The sequence below is a fragment of the Sphingomonas sp. FARSPH genome (assembly GCF_003355005.1).
GTDB lineage: Bacteria > Pseudomonadota > Alphaproteobacteria > Sphingomonadales > Sphingomonadaceae > Sphingomonas.
Window position 1 is genome coordinate 1,678,498 of record NZ_CP029985.1, and the last position, 13,335, is coordinate 1,691,832.

Consider the following 13,335-nt stretch of genomic DNA (forward strand, 5'->3'; position numbering starts at 1 on the left):
CCCATCGTCAGCGCTGACGCGCTGCCACCTCCCCGCGGGCGGGGAGGATAAGGGGGGGAAGCGTATGAAGATCGACCTCAGGATCACCACCGCCGTCGCCGCCAGCCTGCTCGCAAGCGGTTGCGACCGCCAGCCCAAGGACAATGGCTGGACGACCGCGCAGGACACCGCGGTATGCACCGACAAGCAGGGCAACCGCGTCGCCGACGCCAATTGCCGCCGCGCATCCTATGCGCACGGGGGCGGGGGCTTCGGTTGGTATTATCTTGGCCGCAACGCGCGGCTGCCGTTCCTCGGCGAGCGGGTTGGCGGCGGCTCCTACGCCCGCAACCCGGCGGCGCGTTACGCCTTTGCGCCGCCCGCCACCGCGGTGACGCGCAGCGGCGCGATCAGTCGCGGCGGCTTCGGCAGCGCGGCCCGCTTCTTCGGCGGCGGCCGCTCGTGATCCGCATCGAGACGGCGCCGCGCCCCGACTGGCAGGCGGCGGTCGAGGCGCAAGGGCTCGTCTGGCACACCGCCGACGGCAAGCCCTATTGGCACGAGGGTGCGCATTACCGCTTCACGCCTGCGCAGATCGCCGCGATCGAGACGGCGACCGCCGAGCTTTACCGCCTGTTCGTCGATGCGGGCGACGCGATCCTCGCCGATCCCGCCCTGCTCGCGCGCTTCGACATTCCCGCCGCCTTCCATCAGCCGATCCGCGACGCCTGGGCCGCGGAGCCGCCCGCGCTCAACATCGGGCGCTTCGACCTCGGCTATGACGGCGCCGGGCCGCCCAAGCTGTTCGAATTCAACTGCGACACGCCGACCTCCCTGCTCGAGGCGGCGGTGGTGCAATGGGACTGGAAGGAGGCGGTGTTCCCCGCGCTCGGCCAGTATAACGACCTGCACGAGGCGCTGGTCGCGAAATGGCGCGACATCGCCCCGTATCTGCCGCCGCGCGTCCATTTCGCGCATGCCGACGAGGACAGCGGCGAGGATGCGGTGACCGTCGCCTATCTGCGCGACACCGCGGAGGCGGCGGGGATCGCGACCGCCGGCGTCACGATGGACGATATCGGCTGGGACGAGGATGCGCGCCGCTTCGTCGACGGCGACGATGCGCCGGTCGAGGCTTTGTACAAGCTCTATCCCTGGGAATGGCTGACGCGCGAGGCGTTCGCGCCCCAGCTCGCCGAAAGCCTCGCCGCCGGCACGACATTGTGGATCGAGCCGGTGTGGAAGATGATCTGGTCGAACAAGGCGATCCTGCCGATCCTGTGGCAGCGCAATCCCGGCCATCCCAATCTGCTGCCCGCGAGCTTCGACATCCCCGATGGCGACACGGTCGCCAAGCCGCTGCTCGCGCGCGAGGGGGCGAACGTGTCGATCCGCTGCGGCGGCCGCGTCGTCGCGGAGGCCGACGGCGCCTATGGCGATATGGGCTACGTCTACCAGGCCTTCTACCCGCTGCCCGAAGCCGCGCCCGGCTGTTACCCGGTGATCGGCAGCTGGATCGTCGACGGCGCGCCTGCGGGGATCGGCATCCGCGAGGACGGCCTCATCACCGGCAACACCGCGCGCTTCGTCCCGCATGTGATCGCCGACTGACGGGCCGTCGCCAGCTGGCGGCAGCGGGAGGGGGAACACTGCCGCATCCGGTTCAAATCTGCCGTCAGGCACGATGCCTGCAGAATAGGATGCCGGCAAGGCGATCCATCATTGCGAGCGTAGCGAAGCAATCCAGGGCGTCTTGATCCGTCGCTGGATTGCTTCGCTACGCTCGCAATGACGAGCTTGCGTCAATCTCACCAAAGGTTGTGCGCCTTCGTTGGACGACATTGCGCGATCGTGCCGTACAGCGTGCTTGACCGCCGAGATACCACGCGACAGGGCGGCGGACCCATGCGTCATTCCCTCGCCATCGCGCTCTTGTCGCTGTTCGCCGCCGCTCCGGCGATCGCGCAGACTACGACCAGCATCGACGTCGCCGCCGCCAGCGACGATCGCCGCCGCGGGCTCAGCTGGAGCGACGGCGCGCTCGCCCCGTCGGTCGCGGTGCGCGCCACCGCCGGCCCGTTCGATGCGGGTGCGCGCCTCACTGCGACGCGCGGCAGCGCGCGGTTCGGCGGCGCGGATGCGGTCGGCGATCTCGACCTCGGCTATACGCTGCCGCTCGGCGGCGGCGTCGATCTCGTCGGGGTCGGCGCGGCGCATCTGTTCGCCGGTGCGCGCGGGCGGCAGGACTTCGTCGAGGGCGGTGCGGATCTCGACTATCTGATCGGCCCGCTCACCTTGACCGGCGGCGCGCGCTACGCCCCGCGCCAATCGTCGATCGGCGGCGACATCCTCTATCTGTTCGCCCGCGCCGAGGGCGGCGTGCCCGGCACCCCGATCAGCCTGCATGCGCAGATCGGCCGCACCGGCGGCGCTACCGACGACGCGGTGGCCGCGGCCCGGCTGCGTCCTGGCGGCGACTATACCGACTGGACGATCGGCGGCCGCCATGTGCGCGGGCGGCTGTCGATCGGTCTCGACTATGTCGGCACCGACATCGCGCGCGACGCGGCGCGCCTGTCGGGCGGGCACGCCGGCGATACGCTGGTCGGGCGCGTGGCCCTGCGCTTTTAGGTCGGATCGGCCTTCAGCTTTTGGCGCGGATATCGCTACCTCTGGACGACATACGGTCCTCTTCTCGTTACCCCGGCCGCAGAGCCGGGGTCCCGCTTCTTCGATCCTCAAATAGCGGGACCCCGGATCAAGTCCGGGGTCACGGCGGAAAGTCTGGATCGGTGAATGTCGATCCGCCCTGGCGCCGGGGTTTCGGGCGCCGGACCGCCGCTGTTCCTCCGGCCGACGCTTCCTGCGTTGACCGGCGGGGCGGGCCGCCGCAAGGCGAACGCCATGCGCTTCTTCTCCGACAATGCCGCGCCCGTCCACCCACAGGTGATGGCCGCCATCATCGCCGCCGACACGCTCGACACCGCCTATGACGGCGATGCGCGCTCGCGCGGGCTCGATGCGCGGTTGTCCACGCTGTTCGGCACCGATGTCGCCGCGCTATGGGTGCCGACGGGCACCGCGGCGAATTGCCTCGCGCTCGCCGCGCTGTGCCCGCCGCACGGCGGCATCGTGTGCCACCGCGACGCGCATATCCAGAACGACGAAGGCGGCGCGCCCGAATTCTACACGCACGGCGCGAAGCTGTTCCTCGCCGACGGGCCGGGCGCGAAGCTGACGCCGGACGCGATCCGCGGCGTGATCGATGCCATTCCCAACGACGTCCACCGGGTGCAGCCGCACGCGATATCGATCACCAACGCCACCGAATATGGCCGCGTCTACACGCCGGCCGAGGTCGCGGCGATCGGCGACCTCGCCAAGGCGCGCGGCCTTGGCCTGCACATGGACGGCGCGCGTTTCGCAAATGCGATCGCGACGCTCGGCTGCGCCCCCGCCGACGTGACGTGGCGCGCGGGCGTCGACGCTTTGTCGTTCGGCTTCGTCAAGAACGGCGCGATGAGCGCGGAACTGCTCCTCTTCTTCCGCCCCGACCTTGCCGACGTCACGCGCTATCGCCGCAAGCGTGCCGGGCTGCTGCTCTCCAAGGGCCGCTATCTCGCCGCGCAGGTGCTGGCGATGCTGGAGGACGACCTGTGGATCGCCAATGGCGCCGCCGCCAATGCGCACGCCGCCCGGCTCGCCGCCGCGGCGCCCGCCCGGCTGGTCCATCCGGTCGAGGCGAACGAGGTGTTCCTGCGCGTCACGCCCGAAGAGGCCGCGGCGCTGCGCGCGCAGGGGTTCGACTTCTATGACTGGGCACCGGGCGAAATCCGCCTCGTCACCGCATGGGACAGCGATCCGGGCCATGTCGCCGCGCTCGCGGAGGCGATCGCCACCCTATGAACCGGGCTGCGAACGATCCGGCCGCCCCGCAATCGACCCGCGCCGCGATCCTCATCCCGTTCGCGATCGTCACGCTCATCTGGGGATCGACGTGGCTGGTGATCCGCGACCAATTGGGCGTCGTGCCGCCCAGCTGGTCGGTCACCTATCGCTTCATCGTCGCAGGCACCGCGATGGCGCTCTACGCCAAATTCCGCGGCGAGCGGCTGGCGCTCGACGGGCGCGGCTGGCTGTTCGCCGCCGCGGTCGGGCTGTGCCAGTTCTGCCTCAATTTCAACTTCGTCTACCGGGCGGAACATCACATCACCTCCGGCCTCGTCGCGGTCGCTTTCGCGCTGCTGCTCGTCCCCAACGCGCTGCTCGCGCGCATCGTGCTCGGCCAGCGGATGGGGCGCCAGCTGATCGCGGGCTCCGCAGTCGCGGTGGCGGGCATCGCCCTGCTGTTCGTCCATGAGGCGCGCAGCGGCGCGGCGGGGCGGGCGGACACGCTGATCGGCCTCGCGCTCACCGCCTGCGCGATCCTTGCGGCGTCAAGCGCCAACGTGATGCAGGCGACGCCCACCGCGCGCCGCTACCCGATGCTCGTCGCGCTCGCCTTTGCGATGCTGATCGGCGCCGCCGTCGACGGCGCGCTCGCCTGGTGGCTCACCGGGCCGCCGGTGGTGGAGATGCGCCCGGCCTATTGGGCGGGCATCCTCTACCTCGGCCTTGCCGGCTCGACCTTGTCCTTCCCGCTCTATTACACCGTGCTGCGCGTTATTGGCCCGGCTAAGGCGGCCTATTCCAGCGTCATCGTCCCCGTCATCGCGATGCTGCTGTCGACGGTGTTCGAGGGCTATCGCTGGTCGGCGCTGGCGGCGGGCGGTGCGGCGCTGACCGCGACCGGACTGGTCATCGCGCTCAGGGCACGCAGGCCGAACCGGTAGTCGGGATAGCGCGGCGCCCAGCCGAGCAGCCGCTTCGCCTTGCCGTTGGCGACGCGGCGATTCTCCGCATAGAACCCCCGCGCTATCGGCGACAGGCTGTCGAGCGACACCAAGGGCGGCGGCGGCAGGCCGAGCAACGCCGCGGCATAAGCGACGACGTCATCCTGCGCGCACGGCCGATCGTCGGCGAGGTTGTAGGCTCCCGCCGGCGCGCCTCGCGCCGCGATCACGCCCGCGACGATGTCGTCGACGTGCACGCGGCTGAACACCTGATCGGCCAAGCCCACGCGATGCGCGCGGCCGTCGTGCACCCGCTCCAGCGGCGATCGGCCGGGGCCGTATATGCCGGGCAAGCGGAACACCCGCGCGCCGCGCGCCAGCCACGCCGCATCCGCCTGCGCCCGCGCCGAGCGTCGCCCGCCGCCGGTCGGCGCGCTTTCGTCCACCCATGCGCCGCCCGCATCGCCATAGACGCCGGTGGACGACAGATAGCCGAGCCAGCGCCCGCCCAGCGCGTCGCCATAGCGCGCCAGCACCGGGTCCGCGTCCCCCTCCGGCGGTACGGAGGAAAGCACATGGCTCGTTCCCGCCAGCGCCACGCGCACCGCCGCCTCGTCGTCGAAGCGCAGCGTCCCGTCGCGCCCGTCGCGCGTCGTCCCGATCACCGCCCCCGGCCACGCCCCGGCGATACGCGACGCGGTATAGCCGAGGCCGAAGATCAGCAGCATGTCACTTGGCGATCACGCCCTTGTACGTCGTGCCGAAATAATCGCCCTTGTTCCACATTGGCCGCACGCCTGCGTCGGCGATCTCGCGCGCGATCGCGTAATTGGTCGCGACGAAGCGCACGCCCTGATCCCACAGGATCGGCTGAGTCAGGTCGTCGCCCGGCCGGTGATAGCGGTGCGACAGGAAATCCTCGAACTTGGCGCGGCCTTCGCCCTTCATGCCCGGCCACAGGAAGACGCTGGGGATGCCCTTCTTGACGAAGTTGAAATGGTCGGAGCGGACGAAGAAGCCCTGTTCGGGCATCGGATCGGGCGACAGGTCGACGCCCGCCGCATTGACCGCGGTCTTGACGATCGGGCCCAATGTCGATCGGTCCGCGCCGAACACGATCATGTCCTCGAACTTGTAGAGCAGCACGGGCATGTCGAGATTGACGTCGGCGACGATGTCTTTCAGCGGCACGGTCGGGTGGTTGGCGAAAAAGTCCGATCCGACCAGCCCCTTCTCCTCGCCGGTCACCGCCAGGAACATGACGGTGCGCCTGGGCGGCTTGCCGCTCGCGGTGAAGGTCTTCGCTTCCTCGATCAGGCTGGCGATGCCGATCGCATTGTCGAGCGCGCCGTTGTTGATCCGGTCCGCGCCCGCGGGCTGGCCCGGCCGCTCCGCGCTGACGCCGATATGGTCGAGGTGCGCGGACAGGATCACCACCTCCTTGCCCAACACCGGGTCCGCGCCGGGGATGATGCCGATGACGTTGCTGCTCGCCGCCGGGGTGAAGGCGGTCGACGTGCTCGCGGTCAGCGTGCCGGCGAGCGCGACGGGTGCGTAGCGCGGATTGTCGCCCGCCGCCTGCGCCGCGATCGTCGCCCAGGGCGTCTTCGCGCCCGCGAACAGCTTCGCTGCGCCCGCCTGGCTTATCGTGCCCAGATAGGGCGTCGTCGCCGCCGCGCTCGTCCCCGTGCCGTCCGGATTGGCCCAGGTCATCCGCGGCGCATCATAATATTGCGTCATCGCCGAAAATGGCCGCGCCCGCGGCCCGGCGCGCGGGCTGTCGAGCGTGACGATGCCGATCGCGCCATGCTGCTCGGCGATCCATGCCTTGGTCGCGGGGCTGCCGAAATAGGCGCGCTCCTCGCCGCCGAACGTGTCCGGCGCGCCGGCGAAGATCGCGACGATCTTGCCGCGCACGTCGACGCCTTTGTAATCGTCGACCTTGTATTGCGGCGCGACGATGCCGCGGCCGACGAAGACGACGGGCGCGGAGACGTTGGTTTCCTTGGCGGCCGGATTGGCGCTCGGCACGAAATCCTCGCCGAAGATGAGCGGCTGCGGCTGGCCGCGCTTCGCGGTCCACACCATGTCGCCCTTGCCGGCCGCCTTGTACGTGACGAGCGGCACCTTCTGCAGATAGCCGCCGTCATCGCCCGCCGGGCGCAGCCCCGCGGCATAGAATTGCGCGGCGACATATTGCGCGGCGATGTCGAATTCCGGGCTGCCCGCCTCGCGTCCCTTCATCGCGTCCGACGCCAGGAACAGCACGTGCGCCTTCATCGCCGCCTGGTCGGCGGGCAGCGGCGCGTTGATCGCGGCGAGGTCCAGCTTCGCGGTCGGCGATGTTGCGGCCGGGGCGGGCGCCGTCTGGGCAAAAGCAGAGGTCGACAGCGCGAGCAGCGCCAACGCGCCAAACGTACGGAACATGCGGCAAATCTCCCCGTCGGTCCGGTGGCCGGACCCTTATCTGTGCGGTTCGGGTAGCACAGCATGGACGCGGCGCAAGCCTCCGTCACCGCCGGGGCGAGCCGGGGGTGACGCGCGCACGACACGCGTTCGTCCCACCGGGCAAACGCCGCATGGAACTCCCGCGCCGCCCGCGTATACGTACATCCATGCTCGACGTTCAGACCGCGCCCGCCCAGCCGTCCGTTATCCATCGCGGCGACTATCGTCGCCCCGCCTGGCTGGTGCCCGACATCCATCTGGACTTCGACCTCGATCCCGCCGCGACGATCGTGCGCGCGCGCCTGTCCGTGACGCGCAGCGGCGCGCATGACGAGCCGCTGCGTCTCGACGGCGCGGGGCAGCAGGTGCGTGGCGTCCGCGTCGACGGCCAGACGGTCAACGACTGGCAGGTGGCGGGCGATCAGCTCGTCGTCCCGCTCGCCGGCGACGCGCACGTCGTCGAGACCGAGGTGGCGATCGTCCCCGAAAGCAACACGCAGCTGATGGGCCTCTACGCGTCCAGCGGCATCCTGTGCACGCAATGCGAGGCGGAAGGGTTCCGCCGCATCACCTATTTCCCGGACCGGCCCGACGTACTCAGCCGCTACAGCGTGCGGATGACCGCGGACAAGGCGCGCTTTCCCGTCCTGCTCGCGAACGGCGATCCGGTCGCGGCGGGCGACCTCGACGACGGGCGCCACTGGGCGGAATGGAACGATCCCTTCCCCAAACCCTGCTACCTCTTCGCGCTCGTCGCGGGCGATCTCGCGGTCAATCGCGGCACGTTCGTCACCGCCTCGGGGCGCGAGGTGCAATTGGGCATCTGGGTGCGCGCGGCGGATATCGCGAAGACCGACCATGCGCTCGACGCGCTCAAGACGTCGATGGCGTGGGACGAGCGCGTCTACGGCCGCGAATATGATCTCGACGTGTTCAACATCGTCGCGGTCGACGATTTCAACTTCGGCGCGATGGAGAACAAGGGGCTGAACATCTTCAACAGCCGCTACATCCTCGCCGATCCCGACACCGCGACCGATTACGATTACGACGCGATCGCGGCGGTCGTCGCGCACGAATATTTCCACAATTGGTCGGGCAACCGCATCACCTGCCGCGACTGGTTCCAGCTTTCGCTCAAGGAAGGCTTCACCGTCTATCGCGACCAGGGTTTCTCCGCCGATCAGGGATCGGCGGCGGTCAAGCGGATCGAGGACGTGCGCGGCCTGCGCGCCAGCCAGTTTCCGGAGGATTCAGGGCCTCTCGCCCACCCCGTCCGTCCGGAAAGCTATCTCGAGATCAGCAATTTCTACACGGCGACCATCTACAACAAGGGCGCGGAGCTCATCCGGATGATGGCGACCATCCTGGGGCCCGTAAAGTTCCGCGCCGCCACCGACCTCTACTTCAAGCGGTTCGACGGCACCGCGGCGACGTGCGAGGATTTCGTCGCCTGCATGGAAGAGGCGGGCGACGTCGACCTCGCGCAATTCCGCTTATGGTACAGCCAGGCGGGCACGCCGCGCGTCTCCGCCAGCCTGTCGCACACCGCGGGCAGCGGCCGCGCGACCTTGCGCCTCGCGCAGCAGGTGCCCGCGACGCCCGGCCAGCCCGACAAGGCGCCGATGGTGCTGCCGCTCAAGGTGCGGCTGTTCGGGCTGGAGACCGGGCGTCCGCTCGGCGACGAACAGCTCGTGCTGCTCAAGGACCCGGCCGAGACGATCGTGTTCGAGGCGGTGACCGAACGGCCGGTGCTGTCGATCAATCGCGGCTTTTCCGCGCCCGTCGTGATCGAAAGCGATCGCAGCCCCGCCGAACTCGCCTTCCTGTCGGCGCACGACGACGATCCCTTCGCGCGCTACGAGGCGATGCAGCAGCTGATGCTCGACACGCTCGTCGCCGGTGCGATCGACGGCGGCCGTGCGGATCACGAAGCGGTCGTCACCGCGGTCGCGAATACGCTCGAAAACCCCGATCTCGACCCCGCCTTCGTCGCGGAGGCGGTGCTGCTGCCGTCGGAAAGCTTCGTCGGCGATCAATTGTCGATGGTCGATCCCGATGCCATCTTCCACGCGCGCGAGGCGCTGCGCCGCGATCTAGGCCGCCGGCTCGCCGACCGCTGGCGTGTCGCTTACGCGCAGGCGCCCCAGGGGCCGTACGTTTACACGCCGGAAGCGAAGGGGCGGCGCCGCCTGCGCAACGTCGCGCTCGGCTATATCGCGGCGGGCGGCGCGGCGGATGCCGATGCGCTCGCCTTCCGCCAGTTCGAGGCGGCGGACAATATGACCGACCGGCAGGGCGCGCTCACCGTGCTCGCCAGCGGTCATTCCGGCGCGCGCGAGGCGGCGCTCGACATCTTCTACAACCGCTATGCGGGCAATCCGCTCGTCATCGACAAATGGTTCCAGACGCAGGCGCTGTCGTCGCGCGACGATACCGCCGCGCTCGTCGCGGACCTCGCGCGCCATCCCGACTTCACGCTGGCGAACCCCAATCGTGCGCGCGCCTTGCTCGGCGCGTTCGGCGTCAACCAGCGCGCGTTCAACGCACCCGATGGTTCGGGCTATCGCTTCCTCGCCGATCAGCTGATCGCGCTCGACAAGCTCAATCCGCAGACCGCGGCGAAGCTGCTCCCCCCGCTCGGCCGCTGGCGCCGTTTTGACGCGCACCGCGCGGAGCGGATGCGCGCCGAACTCGAACGCATCGTCGCGACGCCCGGCCTGTCGAAGGACCTGTTCGAACAAGCGTCTAAAAGCCTGGGCTGAAGGAATCGAAAAGCCCCTCCCCTTTAGGGGAGGGGTTGGGGTGGGGCACGCTGCATGGGGAAGCAGTTCGGGACATCTCCCGCAAGCGGCACGGGAGACGAGGTCGCTGTCCTACAGCCCCGCATTGTGCTATACGAACCATATCGGTTCAGGCTGATCGCCGCTCTTTCTCAACCTGAGTAACAAAAGAACCAAAACGCGCACGAACATGTCACGTTCAGGTGTCAACTTTGTCAAGACTCGCGTGGGCGCATCCCGTGCTGTGCCCCGTCGATCGCGAACAGCCGAAGCGGCGATCCCTTGGGCAGAGGCAGCGGGGTCAGCCAGTCGGGCACCCATCCTCGCGCCATATGGTCGTAGAACCCGCCCGGATTGCGCGCGCGATAGTTGGTCGATTCCGCCATGTTCGGGCAGAGCAGCAGCAGCGTTGCGCCGTGCCGCTTCATGATCGCATGCGCCTGTTGCTCGGTCCCGCCGAACGCATGCTGCACGTCGAGGATCGCGTCGCCGTTGCGGTGATACGGCCCCGCGATCGCGCTGTGGTGCGTCAGCGTGATCAGCCGCGGCCCCAGGTCGACGAAGGTGAAGATCGTCTGCGCCGGATAGGCGTCGAGCGGCTTCAGCACGGTATAGCGGATGCAGTTGCCCGTCGCGCCGTTGACCCGCTTCTGATAGGCGTTGGGCCGGTCGGGCGGCGTATAGGCCAGCTTTTTGCCGAACAGGTTCATGTCGAACGGCTTGAAGACCAGCGGCGCGGCGACGCCGGAGATGACGAGGAACGCCACTGCACTGCCCGCGACGCGCACCGCGATGTTGCGATGGTCGAGCAGCCGCGGCAGCACGATCCACGCCAGCAGTACCGCGCCCGGCACGCCGAGCAGCTGTGCCGCCGGACCCGCACGCACCTGCCACAGCAGCATCAGCCCGGCGAAGGTGACGAACAGCGCCACCGCGACCCAGCCGACCAGCATCGGGCTGCGCCGCGCGCGCCACGCGCCGACGATGACGCCGACGATGCCGATCGCCGGCAGCGCCGCGATCGGCACGCCGAGGCGCAACGGGTGTTTGTAGATCGGCTTCGCCTCGCGGACGTTGTCCAGCCAGTTCTTCTGCAATTCGGGCGACACGCCTTCCGGCCGGCCGAGGCATTGCGGGAAGAAATGGACGAAGCCCGCCGCGATCACCGCGCCCGCGACGACGGCGAGGCCCAGGCGCACGTTGCGGCTTTCGGGATTGGCCCAGGCCATCGCGAAGAGGAGCGCGCCCGCCGCGACCATCACCGACAGCCACACCGGCGTCAGCGCGTCGCAGCGCATCGCGGCATTGGCATAGGAGGCGAAGGCGGCATAGCCGATTGCGCTGCCGCCGCCGAGGCTGAGTGCATAGGGCGCCAGCCGGGCCGCCTCGCGCCGGTCCCAAACCCACGCCAGCGCCAGGATCGCGCCCGCCATCGCGCAATAGGGCAGCATCTCCAGCCCTATCGACAGGCTGACCGCGCTGGCGAGGCCGACCATGATGCCGCCGCGCACCGGCCTGCGGTCGCACAGCCCCGCGACGGTCAGGCTCAGCATCGCGAGCTGCCAGCCGTGGTGGTCGATCCGTTCGGGCAGGAACATCAGCATCGTCGCCGACGTCATCAGCAGGAAGACGATGGCGAGCGGCCAGGCGAGCGGGTGGATCAGCCGGCGCACCGTCGCGCCGAGGCCGATCATCGTGATCGACAGGGGCAGCAGCGGCGCGATCCCGCACGCCAGCCGCTCGGCCCAGTAATTGCTGGTGAACAGGCGGAAGAACAGGATCAGCCCGGCGATCGGCAGGTCGACGATGCGGCTCCAGTGGATGTCGAACCCCTGCGGCGGGTTGAGCCGATACTGGCGCAGGTCGTACCAGCCCTGGCCCCCCAACCAGGCGCGCACCTGCATCAGGCGCATGTTGTCGTCGGTGTCGCCCAGCGACAGCCAGCGCACCATGTTCCAGTCGTGCCAGACGTACCAGGCGGTCACCGCGAGCCACGCGACGAGCGTCAGCGCGATCCAGTTGCGGTCCAGCTCGGCGTCCAGCCGGCCGCGCGGGGAAGTGTTCAAGCGAGGGCCCTTCGAATTGCCGTTCCGTTCCCGGTCCATGTCCTTTAGGGCGCGTGCCATGGCGAGGGAAGCGTTCGCGAAACTGGAAGAGATGCGGCGCAGCGGGCTGCTGGCGCAGATCGTGCGCTTCGGCATCGCCGGCGGCGTCTCGACGATCATCTATTCGGCCGTCTACCTGCCGCTCACCGCCTGGGTGCTGCCGCGCGACCATGCCGTCTACGCCGTGCCGCCCAGCTTCCTCGTCGCGGTGATCTGCGGCTTCTTCCTGCACAGCCGCTGGAGCTTCAAGGGGCACGGCACGCGCCAACCCGGCATGACGCAGCAGCTGAAGTTCGTCGGCGTGCAGGCGAGCGGCATGGCGCTGAACGCGCTCGTCACCTGGATCGGCACCGCCGGTTTCGGCCTTGCCCCCTGGGTGCCGCTCGTCCCCGCCATCCTTCTTGCGACGATGGTCACCTTCGTCCTCAACCGCTATCTGGTCTTCGCATAATGGATCGCATCGTCTACGACCGCATGGCCGCGCATGATTCCACCCATTGGTGGTATCGCGCGCGCCGCGACATCCTCAGCGACTATCTGAAGCGCTATGGCAACGTCCCCACGGGCGCGCGCATCCTCGAAATCGGCTGCGGCACCGGCCACAATCTGCCGATGCTCGCCGCATTCGGTGCGGTCGATGCGATCGAGATCGATCCGGCGGCGCGTGCGATCGCGAGTGAGCGGCTCGGCAAGCCGGTCGGCGCGGCGCCGCTGCCTGAACTGCCCGGCGTCGCGCGCGGCGCCTACGACCTCGTCGCGGTGCTCGACGTCGTCGAGCATATCGAGGACGACGTCGCCGCGCTCGCCGCGATGAAGGCGCTGCTGAAGCCCGGCGGCAAGATCCTGATCGCGGTTCCGGCGCACCAGTGGATGTGGAGCGCGCACGACGTCGTCAACCATCACCATCGTCGCTATTCGAAGGCGACGCTGGCAAAGGCGATCGCCGCGGCGGGACTCGCGCCGCGCAAGCTCACCTATTTCAATTCTCTGCTCTTCCCGCTCGCCGCGGCGGCGCGGATCGCAGGGCGGCTGACGGGGCGCGACGACAGCGACGATTCGCCGCCCGCCAAGCCGCTCAACGCCTTGTTCGAGACGATCTTCCGCCTCGAACGCCACGCGGTCGGCCGCGTGCCGCTGACGCCGGGGGTATCGATCGTGACGCTGGCGGAACCGCGCTGATCCGCTAAT

At 69.2% G+C, this 13,335-nt stretch carries 11 protein-coding genes; 8 read left to right on the plus strand and 3 right to left on the minus strand.

Going from position 1 to position 13,335, the window contains the following annotated elements:
- The first annotated feature begins 64 nt into the window (after positions 1-64).
- From DM480_RS08235 to DM480_RS08255, 5 genes are all read left to right on the plus strand, one after another.
- Entirely contained in the window at positions 65-445 is a 381-nt protein-coding gene (locus DM480_RS08235) for a hypothetical protein (protein ID WP_115378404.1), read from the plus strand.
- Positions 442-1,590, plus strand: coding sequence for a glutathionylspermidine synthase family protein (locus DM480_RS08240; protein ID WP_115378405.1), 1,149 nt, complete (start codon positions 442-444; stop codon positions 1,588-1,590). The genes DM480_RS08235 and DM480_RS08240 overlap by 4 nt, the downstream gene beginning before the upstream one ends.
- Before the next feature lie 294 nt (positions 1,591-1,884).
- Positions 1,885-2,610 carry a TorF family putative porin gene (locus DM480_RS08245; RefSeq protein ID WP_115378406.1) on the plus strand — a complete coding sequence of 242 codons (726 nt, stop codon included), beginning with the start codon at positions 1,885-1,887 and terminating at the stop codon, positions 2,608-2,610.
- A gap of 273 nt (positions 2,611-2,883) precedes the next feature.
- A complete protein-coding gene (locus DM480_RS08250; RefSeq protein WP_115381011.1) occupies positions 2,884-3,885 on the plus strand; it encodes a threonine aldolase family protein in 1,002 nt (333 codons plus the stop codon).
- Positions 3,882-4,811, plus strand: a complete 930-nt coding sequence (locus DM480_RS08255) for a DMT family transporter (RefSeq protein WP_115378407.1) — start codon at positions 3,882-3,884, stop codon at positions 4,809-4,811. The genes DM480_RS08250 and DM480_RS08255 overlap by 4 nt, the downstream gene beginning before the upstream one ends.
- Here the strand turns inward: DM480_RS08255 and DM480_RS08260 are convergent.
- Both DM480_RS08260 and DM480_RS08265 read right to left on the minus strand, forming a co-directional pair.
- A complete protein-coding gene (locus tag DM480_RS08260; RefSeq protein WP_115378408.1) occupies positions 4,721-5,539 on the minus strand; it encodes an NAD(P)-dependent oxidoreductase in 819 nt (272 codons plus the stop codon). The genes DM480_RS08255 and DM480_RS08260 overlap by 91 nt on opposite strands.
- A gap of 1 nt (position 5,540) precedes the next feature.
- Positions 5,541-7,238, minus strand: coding sequence for a M28 family metallopeptidase (locus DM480_RS08265; RefSeq protein WP_115378409.1), 1,698 nt, complete (start codon positions 7,236-7,238; stop codon positions 5,541-5,543).
- A 188-nt stretch (positions 7,239-7,426) separates the two neighbouring features.
- Between DM480_RS08265 and pepN the strand changes: the two genes are divergently transcribed.
- Entirely contained in the window at positions 7,427-10,024 is a 2,598-nt protein-coding gene (gene pepN, locus DM480_RS08270; protein ID WP_115378410.1) for an aminopeptidase N, read from the plus strand.
- A gap of 233 nt (positions 10,025-10,257) precedes the next feature.
- On the opposite strand, the gene DM480_RS08275 is transcribed toward pepN, so the two are convergent.
- Positions 10,258-12,108 (minus strand): AcrB/AcrD/AcrF family protein, encoded by a 1,851-nt coding sequence (locus DM480_RS08275; RefSeq protein WP_115381013.1) that lies wholly within the window; start codon positions 12,106-12,108, stop codon positions 10,258-10,260.
- Positions 12,109-12,166: 58 nt separating this feature from the next.
- On the opposite strand from DM480_RS08275, the gene DM480_RS08280 reads away from it, so the two are divergent.
- Together DM480_RS08280 and DM480_RS08285 are read left to right on the plus strand one after the other, a co-directional pair.
- Positions 12,167-12,598, plus strand: coding sequence for a GtrA family protein (locus DM480_RS08280; protein WP_115378411.1), 432 nt, complete (start codon positions 12,167-12,169; stop codon positions 12,596-12,598).
- The gene (locus DM480_RS08285; RefSeq protein WP_115378412.1) at positions 12,598-13,326 is read left to right on the plus strand and encodes a class I SAM-dependent methyltransferase; all 729 of its coding nucleotides are present in this window, start codon (positions 12,598-12,600) and stop codon (positions 13,324-13,326) included. The genes DM480_RS08280 and DM480_RS08285 overlap by 1 nt, the downstream gene beginning before the upstream one ends.
- Positions 13,327-13,335: the final 9 nt, after the last annotated feature.